25 protein-coding genes are annotated in these 20,576 nt (G+C 45.3%); 15 read left to right on the top strand and 10 right to left on the bottom strand.

Annotated elements, in window-relative coordinates; all coding sequences use genetic code 11:
- The first annotated feature begins 358 nt into the window (after window positions 1-358).
- Window positions 359-1,429, top strand: a complete 1,071-nt coding sequence (locus tag AWH61_RS01145) for a trypsin-like peptidase domain-containing protein (protein WP_014948356.1) — start codon at window positions 359-361, stop codon at window positions 1,427-1,429.
- 145 nt (window positions 1,430-1,574) lie between these two features.
- Here the strand turns inward: AWH61_RS01145 and murA are convergent, their stop codons facing one another.
- From murA to AWH61_RS01110, 7 genes are all read right to left on the bottom strand, one after another.
- Window positions 1,575-2,837, bottom strand: coding sequence for a UDP-N-acetylglucosamine 1-carboxyvinyltransferase (murA, locus tag AWH61_RS01140; protein WP_014948355.1), 1,263 nt, complete (start codon window positions 2,835-2,837; stop codon window positions 1,575-1,577).
- A 12-nt stretch (window positions 2,838-2,849) separates the two neighbouring features.
- Window positions 2,850-3,107, bottom strand: coding sequence for a BolA family protein (locus AWH61_RS01135; protein WP_012517351.1), 258 nt, complete (start codon window positions 3,105-3,107; stop codon window positions 2,850-2,852).
- A 29-nt stretch (window positions 3,108-3,136) separates the two neighbouring features.
- On the bottom strand, window positions 3,137-3,445 hold the full coding sequence (locus tag AWH61_RS01130; protein WP_014978399.1) for an STAS domain-containing protein: 309 nt from the start codon (window positions 3,443-3,445) through the stop codon (window positions 3,137-3,139).
- Window positions 3,442-4,107 (bottom strand): MlaC/ttg2D family ABC transporter substrate-binding protein, encoded by a 666-nt coding sequence (locus AWH61_RS01125; RefSeq protein ID WP_014948352.1) that lies wholly within the window; start codon window positions 4,105-4,107, stop codon window positions 3,442-3,444. The genes AWH61_RS01130 and AWH61_RS01125 overlap by 4 nt, the downstream gene beginning before the upstream one ends.
- A 118-nt stretch (window positions 4,108-4,225) precedes the next feature.
- The gene (mlaD, locus tag AWH61_RS01120) at window positions 4,226-4,699 is read right to left on the bottom strand and encodes an outer membrane lipid asymmetry maintenance protein MlaD (RefSeq protein ID WP_014948351.1); all 474 of its coding nucleotides are present in this window, start codon (window positions 4,697-4,699) and stop codon (window positions 4,226-4,228) included.
- Between the two features lie 9 nt (window positions 4,700-4,708).
- A complete protein-coding gene (gene mlaE, locus AWH61_RS01115; protein ID WP_014948350.1) occupies window positions 4,709-5,485 on the bottom strand; it encodes a lipid asymmetry maintenance ABC transporter permease subunit MlaE in 777 nt (258 codons plus the stop codon).
- Window positions 5,482-6,282: an ATP-binding cassette domain-containing protein gene (locus tag AWH61_RS01110; protein WP_075176014.1), complete on the bottom strand. Its 801-nt coding sequence runs from the start codon at window positions 6,280-6,282 to the stop codon at window positions 5,482-5,484. The genes mlaE and AWH61_RS01110 overlap by 4 nt, the downstream gene beginning before the upstream one ends.
- Before the next feature lie 848 nt (window positions 6,283-7,130).
- On the opposite strand from AWH61_RS01110, the gene AWH61_RS01105 reads away from it, so the two are divergent.
- The 12 genes from AWH61_RS01105 to mgtE all read left to right on the top strand — a co-directional run bounded on the left by AWH61_RS01105 (window position 7,131) and on the right by mgtE (window position 16,510).
- Window positions 7,131-8,087 (top strand): calcium/sodium antiporter, encoded by a 957-nt coding sequence (locus AWH61_RS01105; protein ID WP_014948348.1) that lies wholly within the window; start codon window positions 7,131-7,133, stop codon window positions 8,085-8,087.
- Window positions 8,088-8,089: 2 nt separating this feature from the next.
- Window positions 8,090-9,070: a KpsF/GutQ family sugar-phosphate isomerase gene (locus AWH61_RS01100; protein WP_014948347.1), complete on the top strand. Its 981-nt coding sequence runs from the start codon at window positions 8,090-8,092 to the stop codon at window positions 9,068-9,070.
- On the top strand, window positions 9,071-9,619 hold the full coding sequence (gene kdsC, locus AWH61_RS01095) for a 3-deoxy-manno-octulosonate-8-phosphatase KdsC (RefSeq protein ID WP_014978397.1): 549 nt from the start codon (window positions 9,071-9,073) through the stop codon (window positions 9,617-9,619). It begins immediately after the preceding gene.
- A complete protein-coding gene (gene lptC, locus AWH61_RS01090) occupies window positions 9,616-10,194 on the top strand; it encodes an LPS export ABC transporter periplasmic protein LptC (RefSeq protein WP_014948345.1) in 579 nt (192 codons plus the stop codon). The genes kdsC and lptC overlap by 4 nt, the downstream gene beginning before the upstream one ends.
- Window positions 10,163-10,717: a lipopolysaccharide transport periplasmic protein LptA gene (gene lptA, locus AWH61_RS01085; protein ID WP_014948344.1), complete on the top strand. Its 555-nt coding sequence runs from the start codon at window positions 10,163-10,165 to the stop codon at window positions 10,715-10,717. Before lptC ends, lptA begins: the two co-directional genes overlap by 32 nt.
- A 2-nt stretch (window positions 10,718-10,719) precedes the next feature.
- The gene (gene lptB, locus AWH61_RS01080) at window positions 10,720-11,445 is read left to right on the top strand and encodes an LPS export ABC transporter ATP-binding protein (RefSeq protein WP_014948343.1); all 726 of its coding nucleotides are present in this window, start codon (window positions 10,720-10,722) and stop codon (window positions 11,443-11,445) included.
- Window positions 11,446-11,518: 73 nt separating this feature from the next.
- Entirely contained in the window at window positions 11,519-13,000 is a 1,482-nt protein-coding gene (locus AWH61_RS01075) for an RNA polymerase factor sigma-54 (RefSeq protein WP_014948342.1), read from the top strand.
- A gap of 30 nt (window positions 13,001-13,030) precedes the next feature.
- On the top strand, window positions 13,031-13,318 hold the full coding sequence (gene hpf / locus AWH61_RS01070) for a ribosome hibernation promoting factor (protein WP_012517338.1): 288 nt from the start codon (window positions 13,031-13,033) through the stop codon (window positions 13,316-13,318).
- 13 nt (window positions 13,319-13,331) lie between these two features.
- Window positions 13,332-13,775 carry a PTS IIA-like nitrogen regulatory protein PtsN gene (ptsN, locus tag AWH61_RS01065; RefSeq protein ID WP_014975727.1) on the top strand — a complete coding sequence of 148 codons (444 nt, stop codon included), beginning with the start codon at window positions 13,332-13,334 and terminating at the stop codon, window positions 13,773-13,775.
- Between the two features lie 84 nt (window positions 13,776-13,859).
- Entirely contained in the window at window positions 13,860-14,705 is an 846-nt protein-coding gene (gene rapZ / locus AWH61_RS01060) for an RNase adapter RapZ (protein ID WP_014948340.1), read from the top strand.
- Window positions 14,705-14,977 carry an HPr family phosphocarrier protein gene (locus tag AWH61_RS01055; RefSeq protein ID WP_014948339.1) on the top strand — a complete coding sequence of 91 codons (273 nt, stop codon included), beginning with the start codon at window positions 14,705-14,707 and terminating at the stop codon, window positions 14,975-14,977. The genes rapZ and AWH61_RS01055 overlap by 1 nt, the downstream gene beginning before the upstream one ends.
- Before the next feature lie 174 nt (window positions 14,978-15,151).
- Window positions 15,152-16,510 (top strand): magnesium transporter, encoded by a 1,359-nt coding sequence (mgtE, locus tag AWH61_RS01050; RefSeq protein ID WP_039219653.1) that lies wholly within the window; start codon window positions 15,152-15,154, stop codon window positions 16,508-16,510.
- 51 nt (window positions 16,511-16,561) lie between these two features.
- On the opposite strand, the gene AWH61_RS01045 is transcribed toward mgtE, so the two are convergent.
- Window positions 16,562-17,314, bottom strand: coding sequence for a winged helix-turn-helix transcriptional regulator (locus AWH61_RS01045; RefSeq protein WP_075176013.1), 753 nt, complete (start codon window positions 17,312-17,314; stop codon window positions 16,562-16,564).
- Window positions 17,315-17,536: 222 nt separating this feature from the next.
- Between AWH61_RS01045 and AWH61_RS01040 the strand changes: the two genes are divergently transcribed.
- Together AWH61_RS01040 and AWH61_RS01035 are read left to right on the top strand one after the other, a co-directional pair.
- Window positions 17,537-18,352: a spondin domain-containing protein gene (locus tag AWH61_RS01040; RefSeq protein WP_075176012.1), complete on the top strand. Its 816-nt coding sequence runs from the start codon at window positions 17,537-17,539 to the stop codon at window positions 18,350-18,352.
- Window positions 18,353-18,364: 12 nt separating this feature from the next.
- Complete coding sequence (locus tag AWH61_RS01035) at window positions 18,365-19,195, top strand: spondin domain-containing protein (protein WP_075176011.1); 831 nt, start codon at window positions 18,365-18,367, stop codon at window positions 19,193-19,195.
- Window positions 19,196-19,391: 196 nt separating this feature from the next.
- Here AWH61_RS01035 and AWH61_RS01030 read toward each other — a convergent pair whose 3' ends face one another.
- Together AWH61_RS01030 and sspA are read right to left on the bottom strand one after the other, a co-directional pair.
- Window positions 19,392-19,865 carry a ClpXP protease specificity-enhancing factor gene (locus tag AWH61_RS01030; RefSeq protein ID WP_014948334.1) on the bottom strand — a complete coding sequence of 158 codons (474 nt, stop codon included), beginning with the start codon at window positions 19,863-19,865 and terminating at the stop codon, window positions 19,392-19,394.
- Complete coding sequence (gene sspA, locus AWH61_RS01025) at window positions 19,862-20,494, bottom strand: stringent starvation protein SspA (protein WP_012517332.1); 633 nt, start codon at window positions 20,492-20,494, stop codon at window positions 19,862-19,864. Before sspA ends, AWH61_RS01030 begins: the two co-directional genes overlap by 4 nt.
- Window positions 20,495-20,576 lie beyond the last annotated feature (82 nt).

Here is a 20,576-nt window from a genome sequence, read left to right as displayed (position 1 = left end):
CATAAAAACGGCGCTTTATAAGCGCCGTTTTTGTTTTCAAATGATAACCGTTGAAAACAGTGTGCTCCTAGCTTCCTAACGGGGCTTCTTTTCGGACTCCTCTGATAAGCCGCATTCTCGAGCTACACCTATGTCCACGTAAATAAGGCTGTATGAACAGCATGAAAGGTTTTGAAGTACATGCTAGTGCAAATTGAGTTGCACAAAATTTGCGTTTCATTACGGTAGTTTATTAAATAAAGTGATATCCTTTGCCGTAAGATGATAATTTAAGAATGTTGCGCTTTAAGATTGTGAAGTAGTGCTGAGTTAACGGCACGTATTAATTAAGTGCGACAGATAACAAAAAGTGTGATTTGTGACTGGCCGCTCAATTTTTAACTTCTTACTAAAATCTGTATTTCTTGGCGTAGCTGTTGCTGCATTACTGTTAGTTTTCCTACCCGATCTACGTCAAGGCAAAGGCCTTGCTCAAGGATTCTTTAACTCCCCCTCAGTAAGCGCTAGTCGCGAAAGCTATTTTACTGCTCTAAGTCGCTCTGCGCCTGCAGTAGTCAATATCTACAGCGTCAGTATTGAGAACGGTTCAGGCCTATTCAGAAATCAATCTCGTGGGCGCACCAATTTGGGTTCTGGCGTTATCATGACAGAAAATGGCTATTTGCTTACCTGTCACCACGTAGTTGCAGATGCAGATAGCATTTACGTAGCGGTTCAAGATGGACGTATTTTGGAAGCGCAAATTGTGGGCACCGACCCACTGACCGACCTTGCCGTGTTAAAAGTCACCGCTGATAACCTGCACATTATTCCTCAGGTGTCAGAACCTGACACCCATGTGGGTGATGTGGTGATGGCGATTGGTAATCCTTTCGATTTGGGACAAACCATTACTCAAGGCATAGTAAGCAGAGCCGGACGAAATGGTCTATCTAATTATGTTGATTTCATTCAAACCGACGCAGTTTTGAACCAAGGTAATTCTGGTGGTGCGCTGGTAGATAGCAATGGTATTTTGCTGGGTATCACTAACGCCAACTTCCAGGTGCTAGATTCAAATAATCGCGCTCGCAATGTAGACGGCATTAACTTTGCCGTGCCTTACGAATTAGCTAAGCGAGTCATGGATGAAATTATCAGCAATGGACGTGTTGTTCGCGGGCAGCTTGGTTTTGTTGGCGGTGAAAACCGCAACCGACCAGGCATAGACGTTTCAGCAGTAGCTAAAGGCAGCCCTGCCGACATCGCGGGTATCCGCCCTGGCGACATCATTGTAGCCATAGACGGCGTACGTTTAGAAAGCGCATCAAAAACGTTGGATATGATTGCCGAAACCGAGCCCGGTACTGAACTTGAAATTGAGCTCAGCCGCGACGGGCGTTCGATTACTCTTACGGCAACGGTCGCAGAACTTCGCGCTGGTCAATAAGTATTGTTGGAGCTGGCAGATTAGTTCGGCTTCCCGAGTTTTAAACGTGAAGATTTAATACCAGCCCGCATAGATAATAGACACAAAAAAAGCGCCAGATAGATATGCTATCTGGCGCTTTTTCGTAGAAGTGCAAAACCTTGAGTTATTCTTTCACTCTTTCAATGATGGCACCCAAGCCACCCAGCTTCTCTTCAATGGCTTCATAACCACGGTCTAAGTGATAAATGCGATTCACGTGAGTCTCACCTTCTGCGATGAGCCCAGCTATCACCAAGCTTGCCGACGCGCGCAGATCAGTGGCCATTACCGGAGCTCCTTTAAGGCTTGAGCTGCCTTTAGACACTGCTGAGTTCGCTTCTAACGCTATTTCTGCGCCCATACGTTGTAACTCTGGCACGTGCATGAAGCGGTTTTCAAAAATGGTTTCTGTAATTACGCCCGTGCCTTCGGCAACGCAGTTCAAGGTAACAAACTGCGCCTGCATATCTGTAGGGAATGCTGGGTGTGGTGCGGTTTTAACTCGCACAGCCTGCGGTTTGCGCCCTTCCATATCTAGCTCTATCCAGTCATCACCAGTGGTGATTTTAGCTCCGGCCTGCTCTAGCTTATCTAGCACCGCATCTAATGTATCTGGCGCCGCATGAGTACAGCGTATTTTCCCACCTGTCACAGCGGCCGCTACCAAGAAAGTACCGGTTTCTATACGGTCAGGCAGCACTGCATAATCACAACCGTTTAAGGTTTCCACGCCCTCAATGGTTATTTTATCGCTTCCTGCACCGCTAATTTTCGCGCCCATCTGAATAAGACAGTTTGCTAAATCAACAATTTCGGGCTCGCGTGCCGCGTTTTCAAGAATGGTTGTTCCGTCAGCCAGCGCCGCTGCCATCAGTAGGTTTTCAGTGGCACCCACGCTTACCATATCCATGAAAATACGCGCACCTTTCAGACGCCCATCGACTTCGGCTCGAATATAGCCTTCGTCTACTTCAATCTTCGCGCCCATCTTTTCAAGGCCAGTTAAATGAAGATTTACCGGGCGCGCACCTATAGCACAGCCACCGGGCAAAGAGACATTCGCTTTACCTTGCTTAGCTAACAGTGGGCCAAGTACCAAGATAGACGCACGCATAGTACGTACTAACTCATAGGACGCTGTAACGCTTTGTAGCGTACTCGCATCGATAACGATATCGTTAGGTGCGGGTAGTGCGACTTCAACACCTAATTCACGCAAAAGTGCCGTCGTAGTATTGATGTCACGAAGACGAGGAACGTTGGTGTAACGACAAGGAGAGTCGGTCAGCAAGCTTGTCATCAACAATGGCAAGGCCGCGTTTTTAGCGCCAGAGATGCGCACGGTACCGTTGAGCGCAGGGCCCTTTTTAATTACGAGTTTATCCACGTGCTACGCCTATTATTGAGGAATATTAAACTGGCGCTCACGCTCCCAGTCTTTTACTGAAAACGTCTTGATGGTAATTGCATGCATGCTGCCGTCTGCAATTTTATCAGCCAAAGGCGCATATACCGCTTGCTGGCGCTTCACACGGCTCATTTCGTTAAAAGCATCGCTTACCGCAATAATATTAAAATGCGAACCTTCGCCCTTTACATGGACTTCGTGAAGGTCTAACGCATCTTTCAAGATTTTTTCAATTTCAGACAATTCCATAACTTACTTCTTAATTCGCTAACGGGTGTTTATTCTACGGGTAAAAAGCTATCTGCGTCGCTTATTTTAGCAAGCTTACGTAGCTTCTCTGGCATTTTATATAGGCTCATGCTAACACCATTTTGCTTTGCATCCCTAACGGCATTAATAAGCCAAGCCAAACCTGCACTGTCTGCGCGCTCAACGTCACTTAAATCAACAAGACATCTTTTATTGTTAATCAAGGTACTACGCTCATTTCCGTTCAAACTATCCCAGAAATTCTTCGACAGCGTTTCACGGTCAAGATGACCGTGAACCACTACATTGCCTTTGTCGTTTACCTCGAATAGGCTCACTCAGCCTCTCCTTCGATTTCGATTGGCTCGCCTTGCTTAAGCTCAACTGGCTTACCAATTTTGTCGCGCATTAGTGCGATAACTGCATCGATACCGTCTTGACGAAGGATTGATTCAAATTCGCTACGCTTGCTGTTTAGCATGCTGATGCCTTCAGCAACCATATCGTAGGCTTTCCACTCGTTCGTTTTACTATCTTTACGAACTTTAAAAGCAATTTTGATTTCAGGGCGGTTTGGATCTTGAACCACTGCACGCACTGTTACTGATTTTTTATCATCAAAAGATGATTCAGGCTCAAAGATGACTTCTTGGTTGTCGTAGTAGCCCATTGCCACAGCGTAGGTTGTTACCAAATATTGACGAAATACGCTGATGTACTCGCCCATCTTCTCTTGAGGTACTGACTTAAAGTGTTTACCTAGTACCATAAAAGCAGCGAATTTGTAGTCGATATGAGGTACTAATTCTTCTTCCATAATAGTGCGTAGCATTTCAGGATCAGCTTTAATCGCTGCTTGGTTCGCTTTGATGCGCTCAAACGTGCGGTTTGCTACGTCTTGAACCAATTCATACGGGTTTTGTTCATTAACTTCTTGTGCATTCGCTATGCCCGCTACAGACATCATGAAGATGCCAAGTGCTACCATAAACTTTTTCAAAATTACTCTCCTAACTTAAAACTCTATTTAGCAGACCTGATGGCAATCTAATAAGTTTCATCACGCCGCTGGAATAATTTAACGACCTGGTAATATACGTCTGGCCGTAATACTGCGATTAGTCTTCGTCGCTTCCGCGATTAAATAAGAACTGACCAATGAGATCTTCAAGAACCAAAGCTGACTTAGTATCCTGAAGGTAATCGCCATTCTGTAAATTAGCGACACCGTCGAAAGAGAAGCCAGGTTGGAAGCCAACATACTGTTCGCCTAGCAAACCCGAGGTCAAAATAGACACAGAGCTGGTTTCTGGAAAGCCGTTGTATTCATTTAAAATTGACAGCTCAACCACTGGCGTAAAATCTTCTTGGTCTAGCGTAATCGATGACACACGGCCAACCGTTACCCCACCAACCTTTACTGCCGATCTCGGCTTTAAGCCGCCAATATTGTCGAATTTTGCGTATAACGTGTAGGTATCGCCTTCGGTGGCTACCGTTTGGTTTGCTACTTTCAATGCCAATAACAACAACGCACCGATTGTAAGCATGACAAACACACCAACCATTACTTCCGTTTTATACTTACTCATTCCAATCCCCTACTCGATACCAAACATAAGGGCGGTTAGCACGAAGTCCAGCCCTAATACTGCTAATGATGAATAGACCACCGTTTCGGTAGTCGCTTTGCTGATCCCTTCCGATGTTGGAATAGAATCGTAACCTTTAAATATGGCAATCCACGTCACAACCAAGGCAAACACGAGGCTTTTTATTACGCCGTTTATGACATCCTGGTTCCAATCTACTGTCGATTGCATAATTGACCAGTAGCTGCCTGCATCAACGCCTAGCCAATCAACACCCACTAAGTGGCCGCCTAAAATACCAATGGCACTGAAAATAATGGCAAGCATAGGCATCGCTAACATTCCCGCCCAAAAACGCGGTGCGACAATACGTCGTAGCGGGTCTACCGCCATCATCTCTAAACTACTCAGCTGCTCCGTGGCTTTCATTAAGCCTATTTCAGCTGTTAAGGCTGAGCCAGCTCGCCCAGCAAAAAGCAATGCGGTCACAACCGGGCCAAGCTCTCTTAACAATGAAAGTGCGACCATGGGGCCTAAGCTACCTTCTGCGCCATAATCAACCAAAATGGTGTAGCCTTGTAGCGCCATTACCATGCCGATGAATAACCCCGACACCATAATAATTAGCAGCGACTGAACGCCCACTACATACAATTGCTTAATCACCAACGGTACATTTTTAAGCCTAGGAACAGCGATTAATGCACCAAACAACATAAGAGCTGCTCGACCAACCGCAGTGACCTTCCCTATCGTTTTAGCGCCTATTGATTGGAAGAACTTCATTTATCTGCCCCCAAGAAGCTTGCTTTCAAATCAGGTGCAGGATAATGAAATGGTACCGGACCATCTGCTTTTCCTTTCAAGAACTGCTGGACTAATTCAGAGTCACTTTCTTTGATTTGCTGCGCCGTTCCTTCACCGATAACCCGCTTGTCAGCTAAGATATAAATATAATCGGCAATGGTCAGTACTTCAGTGACATCGTGAGTCACCACAATACTGGTTAGATTAAGTGCGTCGTTTAATTCACGAATAAGCTTAACCAGCACACCCATTGATATAGGATCTTGTCCGGCAAAGGGTTCGTCGTACATGATTAAATCTGGATCTAGTGCAATTGCCCTAGCCAAAGCAGCCCTGCGCGCCATACCACCAGACAATTCACTAGGCATTAATTGAGCTGCACCGCGCAATCCTACTGCCTGTAGCTTTAAAGCGGCAATTGTCGCAATAACGTCTTCAGAAAGTTTTGTATGTTCGCGAAGTGGAAACGCCACGTTATCGAACACACTCATATCGGTAAAAAGCGCACCACTTTGAAAAAGCATGCTCATTCTACGACGTGTCTCATATAGCGTTTTTCTCGACATAGAAACAATCGAATCGCCGTCGAATCTAACGTCACCTTCATCTGGCGTTAACTGCCCGCCAATAAGGCGCAGCAGCGTGGTTTTACCTATACCACTTGGCCCCATTACCGCAGTAATTTTGCCTTTGGGTACCTTTAGCGATATCCCATCATAAATGATGCGATCAGCGCGCTTAAAGGTAAGGTTATCTACTTCAACTAAATGATCCATAGTTACTTAAATGTCGACCCCTGACGTTGGATTGAGAGCTTATAAAATAACGCGTTCAATCCACTTAGAAAATTTTAAAATTATAAGAGTAAGTGAGTATTCAATTTCTGTGCCTTCACTTGATCCACTCTTAAGGTTTACTGCACAGTTTACTTTATGAGCGCATAAAATCAAAAAAGTTTACTCTCCAGTGTACTTTTTTGAATTTCTATCGCCAGACACGGTATAGAACACCTTGTCTGGGCGGTGTAATTTAAGGGCATTGTACGCTTTTTCAAGCCCCTCGCCAAAGTCAAAAAGTTACAAGTTATGTTCGATTAAGACGAATATATACCAGTCCGTATAGATTATTACCCACGCAGCGAGAGTTAAAATGTTCGTAATCGCGGCGTGTTACCGCAGGTATAGTGGTTCTACATCAAGGTGACACAACAAAGAGTACGGACATTTTAAACTCGCCCTTCGGGAAGGTCTGGCAAGCTTCCTAGCTTCATTCTGGGAATTTGAAAGGGAACAGCCATTCCTGCATTCCCACGCTTCGCTAGGAAACTTGCCAGCGCCTTCTGAGTGGGCAATTATCTATGCGGACTGGTATTCGGTATCTCACGCCCAAGTGCCCATCTAGTATCCTACAAGCCTCCAAAATCAATCCTAATACCATCCTATTTTGTTGTTTCTTAACTGAAACTGAATATGAAGTCTTGTGTGTGTAAGTGCGACCTAATTTGCGTATTCAGCGGAAATTTACGTCAATTGACAGTATTTGGCGAAAATAAAACGCTGCGAGCATAGGCAAATGGCACTCTTTTTGCGACAATCTAGCGAAATACTTTCTATTACAGGTTGTTGTGCTTTTAAACATTGTCATTTTTCTTGTTGGGCTGATTGTACTGAGTTGGAGCGCTGACCGGTTTGTATATGGCGCCTCAGCATTAGCAAAAAACATCGGCATTTCTCCAATGATGATCGGACTAACGATTGTCGCTATGGGATCTTCGGCACCTGAAATTGTGGTTTCCGCCATAGCCTCCGCAAATGGCAATATGAACACCGCCGTGGGTAACGCGCTAGGTTCTAACATCACGAACATCGCGCTAGTTTTAGGTATAACCGCGCTAGTGAAACCATTGCTTGTTTCATCAACAACATTAAAGCGCGAGCTTCCAGCACTCCTTATCATCTCATTGATTGCTATTGGCTTTATGTTTGACGGTGAACTTAAGTCTTATGAAGGCATTATCCTACTAGGCCTGTTCATTTTCGTACTGGCAATGATGGCGTGGTTGTCGCTACAGGTAGATAAAGAAGACCCTCTGGTTGCGGAAACCGCAGATGAAATCCCCAAAGGCGTTTCAAATACGTCAGCCCTCATTTGGATTGGTGTAGGCCTTGTAATACTTCCATTAAGTGCTCACTTTTTGGTGAACTCAGCAGTAGAAATTGCCAGATACATGGGCATTTCGGATTTGGTTATCGGACTAACGATTATTGCGTTTGGTACAAGTCTACCTGAGCTAGCAGCAAGTGTTGCGGGTGTACTGAAAGGTGAAGACGATTTAGCACTGGGTAATATCATCGGCTCAAATATCTTCAACCTGCTTGCAGTACTTGGCATGCCCGGCTTAATCGCGCCTGGTATCCTGGACCCTGACGTTTACAACCGAGATATGTACGTAATGCTTGGTTTAACATTATTATTGTTCTTGTTCAGCTTCGATTTAATCGGCAAACGTACAATATCAAGAACAAATGGATTCATACTTCTGGCTTGCTTTATCGGCTATCAATTCTGGCTATTCGGATAATCATGAATACACAAACTCAGATGAACTATATCGACTCAGCGAAGCGCGTTATTGAAATTGAAACGCAGGCTATTGCTAATCTGGCAGAACGCTTAAACAATGAATTTATCGCTGCCTGTAATATTCTCTTTGCCTGCAAGGGTAAAGTTGTCGTGAGTGGTATGGGAAAGTCTGGGCATATCGGAAATAAAATTGCCGCTACGCTTGCCAGTACAGGTACTCCTGCATTTTTCATGCACCCTGGTGAAGCCAACCATGGCGACTTGGGCATGCTAAGCAAAGGCGATGTCTTACTCGCCATCTCTAATTCTGGCGAGACTAACGAGCTAGTTAACTTATTGCCCGTAGTTAAGCGCTTAGGCATACAGGTGGTCGCCATGACCAACAGTGCTTCCAGTTCATTGGGGCAACACGCAGATGTCGTACTTGATATCAGCGTTGAAAAAGAAGCGTGTTCGCTAGGTCTTGCTCCTACGTCAAGCACAACCGCCACACTGGTTATGGGTGATGCGCTTGCGGTAGCACTGCTCGACCAAAAAGGTTTCACCTCAGATGACTTTGCGCTTTCGCACCCAGGCGGTAGTTTAGGCAGAAAACTTCTGCTTAAAGTTAGCGATATCATGCTAAGCGGCAGTGATATCCCCCTTGTCCATGCCAGTGCTTCTGTCGCTGACGCACTGCTGGAAATATCTAAAAAGGGATTGGGTATGACAGGCGTGATAGCGGCAGACGGTACGCTGACAGGCGTCTTTACGGATGGCGACCTACGACGAATTCTCGATGCCCGCGTAGACGTACACAGTGCGACAGTAGAAGAAGTAATGACTAAAGGCGGCAAGACTACCACCGCAGGTCAGCTGGCTGTAGAAGCCCTGAATTTGATGGAAACCCATAAAATTAGTGCGTTAATGGTTACTGACGATAAGCGCAAACCTGTTGGGGCTTTTAACATGCATATGCTACTAAAAGCAGGAGTGCTTTAAATGACAACCACCTTGTACACGGAAATAAATGACTCGCTTTTCGCAAAACTAGCCAAGATAAAGTTGCTGGTATGCGACGTTGATGGTGTGTTCTCAGATGGCCGAATTTACTTAGGTAACGACGGTGAAGAACTTAAAGCATTCCATACCCGTGATGGATATGGTGTAAAAGCGCTAGTGAGCAATGGAGTGAATGTCGCGGTTATTACTGGACGTCGCTCTGCCATTGTTGAAAATAGAATGAAGGCACTGAATGTTGCACATATAATTCAAGGCGAAGAGAATAAAGCTGACGCGCTTAGCGACCTGATGAAACGCCTTGAGTTAAACACTGACGAAGTGGCTGCGGTAGGTGATGACATGCCAGATACGGGTATGTACAAGCACGTTTCGGTTAAAATTGCGGTTGCCGATGCCCATCCTTACGTAGCAAAACAAGCAAACTGGATTACGACCCTTCCCGGTGGGTTTGGCGCGGTCCGAGAAATATCGGATACCATTTTGCAGGCTAAAGGGGTAGCAAATGAGATTTTTGGAGCTAGTGTATGAGCCTGTTTGGCTTTAATCGCTTAGGATTAAGTATATCGGCGCTATTTATTTTGGCGATGCTGATGTACATCCCTACGTGGATGGAAGAGCAGCCTGAAACGCAGGGAAATCGTGAAAACGATGCGCTAAAGCCCGCCTATAAAGCAAAAAATCTAACCACTACGCTGTACAATCAAGACGGTGAGTTAAATCACAAAGTATTTGCAGAGTCGATGGAGCATTACGACCAGCTTGGCTTTGTATTGTTTCAGCAACCTAAATACACCCTTTATACAGAAAACGCGTCATCACCATGGGTGGTAACCGCTGATGAAGGTACACTATACAATAACGAGCTAATCCAGCTGGAAAACCAAGTTAATATTGAGAACCAAACTGGCGATGACTTTGTCAGAAGTATATCGACCGAGTACATTCAAATTAATTTAGAAACCAAGCAAATGACATCTGACCAACCCGTTGAAATACTGGGCACCCAATATGTCATTTTAAGTAATGGGTTTAACGCGAATTTACGCACACAAGAATACGAGCTTTTAGATCATGTACAAACCACTTATTCCCCTAGCAACTAGTTTATTGCTTGCCATCGCTAGCGGTGCGGTACACGCCAGTGAAGATGATTTTTCGCAGCCCATAAAAATAGGCTCGAACACCCAGTTTATCGACGGTAAAAATAAAACCGCGTTGTACAAAGACGACGTACTCATAACTCAAGGCTCTTTGGTTATTGAAGCTGACGAAGTGGAAGTAATTGCCACTGACGGTGGTGGTCGTGAAATATTTATTGCTAGAGGAAAGCCTGCAAGCTATTCCCAGCAATTGGAAGACGGCACGCCAGTTTCGGCAAAAGCTAATGAAATACGCTATGAAGTGGTGAACCGAACGATTTCTCTTGCCGGAAACGCAGAGTTGAAACAAGACACCAGTAAAGTACAGGGTGACAACATCACGTTCGATATGATTACCGAGCAATTGCTAGCGACTGGCGGCGCAGGTAAGGATGGTGAGGGTCGAGTGACCACAGTATTCACACCTGAGACCATTCGCAAAACTTCGTCTAAGAAAGACAAAAAAGACAACGAGGGCAATGAATAGCAATGGCAACTTTGAGCGCTAAAAATCTTGCTAAGGCTTACAAGTCAAGACAGGTTGTACGAGATGTAAGCCTGTCTGTCTCAACGGGTCAAATTGTTGGTCTTCTTGGCCCAAATGGCGCTGGTAAGACCACCACATTTTACATGATTGTTGGTTTAGTGAATCTGGATAAAGGCAAGATTGAAATCGACGACAATGAGCTAACTCATCAGCCCATGCACGAGCGCGCACGCCGCGGAATTGGCTACCTACCGCAGGAAGCATCTATTTTCAGAAAGCTCACAGTGCATGAAAATATCATGGCCATTTTGCAAACCCGTAAAGATTTAAATTCACAACAGCAAGAAGAAGAAGCTGATGCGCTACTTGATGAATTTAATATTAACCATATACGTAATAGTACGGGGATGAGTTTGTCAGGGGGCGAACGCCGTCGCGTTGAGATTGCCCGCGCTCTGGCAGCAAAACCGCAATTTATTTTGTTAGACGAACCATTTGCTGGTGTTGATCCAATATCAGTTAATGATATAAAGAAGATAATACAACATCTTCGCGATAGGGGTATTGGAATCCTTATCACGGACCATAACGTACGAGAGACATTGGATGTTTGTGAAAAGGCGTACATTGTGAGTCATGGCGAGCTTATTGCGCAAGGAACGGCGGAACAGGTTTTAAGTAATCAAAAAGTAAGGGATGTATACCTAGGCGAACAATTCAGGCTATAGTTAATGTAACCGAATTGTCATTTTTCAGTTTCGCTCTGGTATATTCAATTTAGAGCATTTAAATAAGACGTAGATGAAACCATCTTTACAGCTAAAATTTAGCCAACAACTTACCATGACACCACAGCTTCAGCAGGCCATTAAACTGCTGCAGCTTTCTACACTTGATCTTCAACAAGAGATCCAAGAAGCGCTCGATTCTAATCCGCTATTAGAAGTTGAAGAAGGTAACGACGAGCCGCAACTAGAAAAGAACAATATCGACAACGATGACAGCGGCTCTGAGGCCACTGCTTCTGCATCTAGTGACACGTTAGAAGCCGGCGATGCACTTGAGAAAAACGATCTTCCCGATGAGCTGCCAATCGACAGCACATGGGACGAATACTACTCTGCTTCATCTTCGCCAGCTCCGGGTCCATCCAATGACGACGAGCAAATCTTCCAAGGTGAGACTACTGAAGATATTCAAGAGCACCTTCTTTGGCAAATGCGCCTTACCCATTTCTCGGATACCGATCGCGCAATCGCTACAGCAATCATCGACTCTATTGACGAGTCAGGTTATTTAACCGTTACTCTTGATGATATTTTAGAAGCGGTTAACGATGATGATATGGAAGAGCCGATTGAAATGGACGAAATAGAATGTGTGCTAAAGCGCATTCAGATGTTCGACCCTATTGGTTCTGGCTCACGCTCTCCACAAGAATGTTTGATGGTGCAATTGCGCCAATTTTCAGAAGACACACCGTGGCTTGCTGAAGCAAAGCAACTGATTGAAGAGTACTCTGACTTACTGAGCAGCAAAGATTATCGTACGCTTATGCGTAAAAGCCGATTGAAAGAAGATCAGCTACGCGAGGCAATGCGTTTACTGCAAACCTTGAATCCTCGCCCAGGTAGTGCTTTAGTTACTAAAGAGCCTGAGTACGTTATTCCTGATGTCTCAGTAACCAAGAAAAATGGCCGTTGGGTGGTTGAGCTGAACCCCGACAGTCTGCCTAAATTAAGCGTAAATCAACAATACGCTGCAATGAGTCGCCGTGCCAAGAATAGTAGCGATTCACAATTCATCCGCTCACACATGCAAGAGGCTAAGTGGTTCATAAAGAGCCTTGAATCTCGTAACGAAACCTTAATGAAGGTTGCAAACTGCATTGTGCAGCAGCAAATGGGCTTTTTTGAGCACGGCCCGGAAATGATGAAACCAATGGTGCTAAATGATGTCGCAGAAATGGTAGATATGCACGAATCCACTATTTCGCGAGTGACAACGCAAAAGTACATGCATACGCCACGTGGAATCTTCGAATTGAAGTATTTCTTCTCAAGCCACGTTGCAACAGAGTCTGGTGGTGAATGTTCATCTACAGCGATTCGTGCATTGATCAAGAAATTAGTGGCCGCTGAAAAGCCTAGCAAGCCGCTAAGTGATAGCAAGATTGCTTCATTGTTGGCCGAACAAGGCATTAAAGTTGCCCGGCGAACAATAGCAAAGTACCGGGAATCGTTGTCGATCCCGCCGTCGAACCAACGCAAAAGCCTTATTTAATCGGGCTTAATAATATAAGGAAGACGAAATATGCAAATCAACCTTACTGGTCATCATGTCGAAATCACCGACTCTTTGCGTAATTATGTCGATACGAAGTTCAGCAAACTTGAACGTCACTTTGATCACATTTCTAATGTGCATGTCATCCTGAACGTTGAAAAATTAAATCAAAAAGCCGAAGCGACCGTTCATTTAAGTGGCGCTGAAGTATTCGCATCCTCAGAAAATACCGACATGTATGCGGCGATTGACAGCATGGTTGATAAACTCGACCGGCAGGTAATCAAGCATAAGGAAAAACTGAAAAAACATTAGTAGTTAATTAAGCATGGATATACAAGCCATCGTAAGTCTGGACCGCACCGAGTGTGCGGTTCAGTGTAATAGTAAAAAGCGAATTCTTGAGATCATCGCTGATATCGCTGCCAAGCAAAACGAGAACATTGATCAGGCAACGGTACTCAACAGTTTGATGGCTCGAGAGCGTATGGGTAGTACAGGCATTGGCAATGGTATCGCCCTGCCCCATGGACGCCTGCCGGGCCTCGAGAAAGTGATTGCCATTGTTGTAACCAGCACGCCAGCAATTGACTTCGACGCCCTTGACGAGAAACCCGTAGACATCTTTTTTGCGCTACTCGTTCCTGAGGAACAGACCGAAGGACACCTTCAAACGCTGGCCACCGTGGCTGGTAAACTAAGCGACAAAGAAACGATTAAAGCAATACGTCGCGCAACGACAAGCGACGATATTCTATCTGCATTAAGTTAAACATTAAGCGCCTATTAACCGTTTAGTAGGCGCCTAATTCAACAACGCGTATGTGATAAAACCAGAGTATTAGGGAGAAAGTAGGTGAAGCTGATAATAATCAGTGGTCGTTCGGGGTCTGGTAAGTCTGTCGCACTTCGCGCATTGGAAGATTTAGGTTATTACTGTGTTGATAATATCCCGGTAAACTTACTTCCCACCTTAACCCATACAGTTGTTGACGAGTACGATCAGGTTGCGGTAAGTATCGATGTGAGAAACTTACCTAAAAATCCTGACGATTTGGTAGAAATTTTAGACTACCTGCCTTCTTCGTGGTCGATGACCATTGTTTACATTGACGCGAGCGATGATGTACTGGTTAAGCGTTTTAGCGAAACACGTCGCCTTCACCCTCTTGCCAAGCTCAATAAGTCGCTTTCAGAAGCCATTAAAGCCGAGTCTGCCCTACTTGCTCCTATTGCTGAACGCGCAGATTTATATTTAGACACAGATAAGCTTACCATTCACCAACTGGCAGAGTTAATTCGAGAGCGTATCCTGGGTAAGAAAAGCTCACGCCTTGTGCTTGTATTTGAGTCGTTTGGCTTTAAGCACGGTATTCCTAAAGATGCGGATTACGTTTTTGATGCCCGCTTTTTACCTAACCCCCACTGGGAGCCCGACCTTAAACATCTGACCGGATTAGACGCACCAGTAGAAGTATTTTTGGGGTCGCAGCCTGTAGTGACCAAGTTCATTTGGCAAATTCAGAATTTAATAACGACATGGCTGCCTCATTTAGAGCGCAATAACAGAAGTTACGTAACCGTAGCCATTGGCTGTACTGGCGGGCAACACCGTTCGGTTTATATCGCACAGACCCTGTCGAAAACCTTCAGTGAAATACACCCTGATGTACAAATTCGCCATAGAGAGCTGAATCAGTAATGACTATTCAAAAAACGCTAACTATCGTCAATAAGTTAGGGTTGCATGCGAGAGCGGCGACCCAACTGGTTAAACTGGCTAATCAATTCGACGCTAAAATCATCTTAAAAAAAGGCGATAAAGAAGCAGACGCAAGCAGTGTATTGGGATTAATGATGCTTGAAAGCCATCAAGGTGAACAGGTAGACGTGATTGTGGACGGCAGTGATGCTGTTGATGCACTTGCAGCTATTGAAGAGCTTATTGAGGGCAGATTTAACGAAGACGAATAGTATTACTTGCCCAATCCATTGACCAATTAATCGACACTTAGCGCAGTTATCTTAAAATCCTGCGCAAAACCTACGCAATTATCATGACAGACTCATCATAATTGCGATATTCTACGCCCACTTAGGCTCTATGGCCTGCATTGTTCATCTTTTAGCTTGTAGGAATAACGCCTTATGGCAGAAGCGCTTGTTTCTAAATACGTACAAACTCAGTTACGCGCACTCAACGCTGCGTTGACCAACGGTCAATTCGTATCTGTACGTAAGCTTCTGCTTGAATTACCGCCTTCAGACGTCGCCCACATTCTTGAATCTAGCCCTAGCAGAACCCGTGACGAATTATGGGAGCTCATTGATGGTGATTTTCACGGCGACATTTTAGAAGAACTGTCTGACGATGTTCGAAACGGTATCATTACAAAGATGCTTCCCGCTAATGTGGTTGACGCACTTGAAGAGATGGATACCGATGACTTAGCAGAGACGCTAAGCAGCCTTCCCGAGCCAGTATTGGCCGACATTCTAGATTCGATGGATGCACAAGATCGCGTGCGCGCGGAGCAAGCGCTGTCTTACGGTGAGGAAACCGCTGGTTTCATCATGAACACCGACACCATCACATTACGTCCTGATGTGACCATTGACGTGGTTTTGCGATATATCCGTTTAAAAGGCGAACTGCCAGAGAATACGGATACGTTTTACGTAGTAAATCGAACTGACAACCTTGTTGGTATTGTGCCGGTTACCCGTTTACTCACCGCAGATACCGACGATAGAGTGTCTGACGTTATGGACGAGGAATCTGAAGCGATTCCTGTGAATATGCCAGACGATGAAGTGGCAAGCCTATTTGAGCGTTATAACTGGCTTTCAGCGCCCGTAGTTGATGAGAATCATCGCTTAGTGGGCCGAATTACCATTGACGACGTGGTTGACATTATTCGTGAAGACGCCGAGCACTCGATGATGAGTATGGCGGGTCTTGATGACGACGAAGATACCTTTGCACCGGTTATGCAAAGTACCAAACGACGCTCGGTGTGGCTGGCGGTAAACTTAGTGACGGCGCTAATGGCTGCGATGGTGAGTGATCTATTTGAAGCGACGCTCAGCCAACTAGCTGTGTTAGCTATTTTAAATACCATCGTGCCGAGTATGGGAGGCGTGGCTGGTAACCAAACGCTGACCCTGGTTATTCGCGGTATGGCTCTAGGCCATGTTAACGCGAGTAACTCACGGTGGCTTATCAGTAAAGAAATATCCATCGGCTTTTTAAACGGTGCTATTTGGGCGGTGCTTATTGCCTCTGTCATTGCGTTATGGAAACAAGATTACATGCTGGGCGTAATTATTGCCTTTGCCATGATGGTAAACATGATTGCGGCTGCTTTAGCGGGTGCAACCTTACCTATGATCATGAAGCGTCTTAAGATAGACCCTGCCCTAGCTGGCAGTGTTATCTTAACTACGATAACCGATGTAGTGGGTATTTTTGCTTTCTTAGGTACTGCGACGCTGTTTCTAATTTAAGTTAATTTTGAACACTCATGCCTGATAGGGCATGGGTGAGCTAAACAACACTCATGCAATAAGCGCTTTCGCTATATATCCATTGACGTTCAGCTTGTAACCCACACCCCAGACCGTTTCTACTAGCTGTCCACCATTTTCAATGCTGTTGATTTTATCAAGCTTAGTGCGTAATCGATTTATGTGGGTATTCACCGTATGCTCGTAGCCTTCGTGGTTATAGCCCCATACCTCGCTGAGCAATTGATTGCGAGAAAACACTTGGTTTGGATGGCGACAAAAATAATCCAGTAACGCAAACTCCCTTGCCGTTAACGTCAGCACTTGGCCATTTAGGGTTACGCTATGAAAACGCTGGTCGATTTTAAGGGGCCCTATTTCGATGCGCTCTTCACTACCTTGAGATGGTCTTAAATGTTCTTGGCTAGGCATACTTCTGCGCATATGGGAGCGCATACGGGCAGTAAACATGCGTGCATCAAATGGCCCTGATAGATAATCATCTACGCCTACTTCATAGTAGTTCGCTTCATCTACCTCTTCGTCGGCCACATCGTCTGTCATCGCGTCACTTTCCACTGCCATCACCCAACTTTCTGGGTTCGTATCAACAAGACCTTTTATACGACTAAGACAGATAATATTTCTATGCGACTCAACAATAATAAGCGAATAATGCTGCGCCTTAAGCAAAGACTCTGCGGATTGAAAATTAGAAACTGCGTCGTAAAGAAAGCTATGCCTACTTAAGCATTGCGATATGTTCTGTTGAAACATATTTCCACTGTAGATGATAAGGATCATATCTCGCTCCTAATTCGCCAATAAAAAACAAGACCAGTGCGTTCGTGGTTTTCTTTCACAGTGATTACAATTTTTTTATTAAAAATATAAATTCAGAATTTATAACAGCACTGTTATTTATTGAGACGAATCTGTGTGCGTTTTGTGAAAGTTCTGTGATGAATTGGAAATTTTACTGCCCTAAATTTTTATGCGATTTAAGCCATAAATAAGGACAATAAAATGAAATTCACTAAACTTGCTAGCGCAACGCTTTTGTCGCTAGCAGCAGTATCAGTAAGCCAAGCTGTCACTTTAGATATTGAAATTACCAACCTGACTCAGGCGCAGAGTTTTACGCCGCGCTTAGTCATAGCTCACGATGAGACCGTCGATGCCTTTGAAGTTGGGCAACCTGCCTCGTCAGCTTTGGCCTGGTTAGCTGAAGCTGGTGTTATTGACGACGAACAAAATGCTGATTCAAGCGGCGCAAACTTTGAATCGTTACTCGGCCCTGTTGATACCGACAATGGTTCAAATACGTGGCACCGTTTTGGCGGACTTCTCGCGCCGAAAGCTACGTTAAGCTATCCCTTCGATACTATGGACAAGCCATATCTTTCGCTACTTTCCATGCTAATACCTACTAACGACGCTTTTGTTGGTATGGACAGTATTGAAATTCCAACCGAGCCGGGTACCTACACTTATTACCTTAATGCATACGACGCCGGTACTGAGCTTAACGATGAACTAAATAGTGCCCGTACAGATGTTGTTGAAGCTGGGACCGGAAATGCGCTGGGTGGATATGGCGTACCGGGTGTTGCCGGTGGCGGCGCTCCAACTCGTATTGTTGATTTGGGTACAGGTGGCACGGGTGTGGGTGCACAAATCGTTAATGGCGAAATTGAAGATGGTGAAGATGGCCCAGTACACATCCACCGCAATGCGCTTGGTGATACTGATAGCGCCGCTGGTGCCAGTGATCTGGACTCTACCGTACACCGTTGGTTGAACCCAGTAGCACGTGTAGTTATTACTGTTCCTGCATCTTAAGGAGCCAATACGATGAATAATCCAATAATTAAACTCAGTACATTATTGATGCTTTCAGCGCTTCTTGCTGCCTGCGGCGACGATGGTGATACAGGCCCTCAAGGACCAGCGGGTCCGCAGGGGGAAGCAGGTACTGACGGACAAGATGGTACGGACGGACAAGACGGTATTAATGGTAATTCAGCGGTTTATACCGTACAAATTACCAACTTAACCTACTCTCAGCCCTTTGCACCTGCCGCCGTCATATTGCATGAGTCAGGCTTCCATTCATTTAATGAAGGCGAGCCAGCCAGCATGGGCATTGAAATAATGGCTGAAGGCGGTGACCCGTCTATGGTCATTACTGAAGCCATGGACTCCACGGACTTTTTGGATGCGCAAAACTCTGGGGGCATATTGGGTCCTCGCTCAATGGGCGCAGAACTAACTCTTGTGGTTCCAGAACTCGATGCTGACGACCTTCGCCTTACGGTAACGACCATGCTGGTCAACACCAACGACGCATTCACCGGCTTAAACGCTGCGAATGTAAGCAACATGGCGGTTGGTGATATAAAAACGTTCATGACAGTGACTTGGGATGCGGGTACAGAAGCAAACACAGAAACAGCTGCTACTATGCCAGGTCCTGCCGCTAGTGCAGCGGGTGGCGGCGGAGAAGCTGCGGGCTATGATGTGGTAAGGGATGATCTTGCCGATGCAGTAAGACTTCACCAAGGTGTAGTCACTAGTGCAAACGCTGACGATCCAAGCCGTGAGGGTTTATCCACATCGGTACTAACCGAGGCCCATCGCTTTGATTTCCCAACGAGCCGCGTGGTGATAACCCGAACCCGTTAAATGGTCGAACGCAGTACACGTGAAAGCGCCCTATTACGCAGGTAATGGGGTGTTTTTACTTTTGTGCGAAGGGGGAACCGGAGATAAAATTTAACGGGAATAAGAAAGATAAGCGCTGGCTTTGCTGAGTAGATTAACTTCACAAAACCAGGCTAATACGTTATTTGATAAGCTATTTAATAAGTTACTTAATAAGCTACTTAATAACTTTAAGGGTAGGTTTACCCTTCTTAGGTGGAACAGGTGCGTCTTTCACGTCGCTTGCATCAGCATCTTCCAGCGAAGTCGGGCCGCTAGGTTGAGAAACATCTTCAGATGTTTCTGGGCGCTCTTGCTGCGCACGAGCCACATCTTCTTCAGTGGCGAATACCGTACCTGCACCATTTTCTCTTGCGTAAATAGCCATTACCGCTTCACAAGGCATACTTAATCTTCTAGGTTGCCCAGAGAAGCGCGCTTGAAACGACAAGCCATCTAAATCAAGAGAAAAGTTAACACACGCACTAGGTGATACGTTTAAAACGATCTGACCGTCTTTAACGAATTCCTGCGGCACTTCAACCAACTCGTTGGTTGCATCTACCACAATGTACGGCGTTAAGTCGTTATCAACAATCCACTCATAAAAAGCCCTAAGCAAATAGGGCTGGTTTGACGTCATAGATGTCATAGCGGGTTGTGGATCTCACGCTCTTGGTCAGTCAAAGACGCTTTAAATGAACTACGAGAGAAAATACGGTTCATGTAAGCGTTAATTTCTTTGCTGCCAGCACCGTTTAGTTCAATACCTAGTGCAGGTAAACGCCATAATAGCGGAGCAAGGTAGCAATCAACTAAGCTGAACTCTTCGCTCATAAAGTAAGGCATCTCACCAAATACAGGCGCAAGAGATAGCAAAGCTTCACGCAGCTCATTACGTGCTGCTTCTACATCACCTTCGCCACGGAAAATACGGGCAGCAAGCGAGTACCAGTCTTGCTCGATGCGGTGCATCATAAGGCGGCTCTGACCACGTGATACTGGGTAAACCGGCATAAGTGGTGGATGAGGGAAACGCTCATCAAGGTATTCCATGATGATGTGCGACTTGTAAAGTACAAGCTCGCGATCAACTAGAGTTGGAACAGTACCGTAAGGGTTAAGCTCCAACAGATCTTCAGACAAGTTGCTAGGATCTGTGTAGCTGATTTCAACACCCACACCTTTTTCTGCCAACACAATGCGCACCTGGTGGCTATAAATATCAATTGTGTCAGAGAACAACGTCATAATAGAACGTTTATTCGCGGCTACGGCCATTCAATTTCCTCCGTCGAGAAACAAGTTTACGCTTACAAACGGTAAGCTTATTACGTTAACTCGTGCCACCTGAAGACCCTAT

This window comes from Alteromonas sp. W12 (assembly GCF_001924945.1).
In the GTDB taxonomy this organism is placed as follows: Bacteria; Pseudomonadota; Gammaproteobacteria; order Enterobacterales; family Alteromonadaceae; genus Alteromonas; species Alteromonas macleodii.
This window is presented reverse-complemented; position numbering and strand designations above follow the sequence as displayed.